The following is a 715-nucleotide window of genomic DNA, read 5'->3' as shown; positions in this document are numbered from 1 at the left end:
TGGACACGCCCTTGTCCTTGAGCGTCTTGCCGATGAAGTGGCCGGCCGCCACCCCCATGCCGTAGTTGTCGCCGCCCAGCCAGGTCCGGTAGGACAGCTTGTCGGGGAAGACCCGGTCCAGGTTGATCACCGGGATGCCGGCGTCCATCGCCTGCCGGGCGACCTGGTTGAGCTGCTCGCCGTCGTTGGGCAGGATGACCAGCGCGTTGACCTTGGCCTGGATCAGCGACTCCACCGCCGAGATCTGCTGGTTGATGTCGTTGGTCGGCTCGACCGCCTTGAACTCCACATCGGAGAACTGCTTGGCCGCGTCCGTCGCGTTCTTGGCGATGGCGGCGATCCAGCCGTGGTCGGCGGCCGGGGCCGAGAAGCCGATGACGACCTTCTCACCGGGGGCGTCGTTGGCGCCCGTGGCCGCGGGGGCGGCGGCCGGTGCGCTCGCCTGCGCGGCGGGCTCGTTGCTCGTGCAGGCCGCGACCAGGGCACCGGCGCCGATGACGGCTCCGCCGAGGAGGAAGCCCCGGCGGCCGGGGTTCTGTGTCATGTCGTTCTCCCTTGCAGTGGGGGGTGGAATAGCAGGAAAGCGAGGAACCGGAAAGCGAGGAACAGGAAAAGCGAGGAACAGGAAAAGCGAGGAAAAGGGTGCAGGAGGCCGGGACCGCGGCCGTACGGCGGCGGACCTGGACGGTCGAGTAGGGGAAGTGAGGGGTGCCGG

The 715-nt window shown here is 68.7% G+C and carries 1 protein-coding gene; it reads right to left on the bottom strand.

Annotation, left to right across the window (positions count from 1 at the left end; translation table 11 throughout):
- The coding region (locus FLX08_RS40015; RefSeq protein WP_142625446.1) for a substrate-binding domain-containing protein at positions 1-544 on the bottom strand (544 nt) is incomplete at its 3' end.
- Positions 545-715 lie beyond the last annotated feature (171 nt).

The organism is Microbispora hainanensis (genome assembly GCF_006874475.1).
Classification (GTDB): domain Bacteria; phylum Actinomycetota; class Actinomycetes; order Streptosporangiales; family Streptosporangiaceae; genus Microbispora; species Microbispora hainanensis.
Note: the sequence above shows the minus strand (reverse complement) of the source record. Positions and strands in the feature narration are given on the sequence as shown.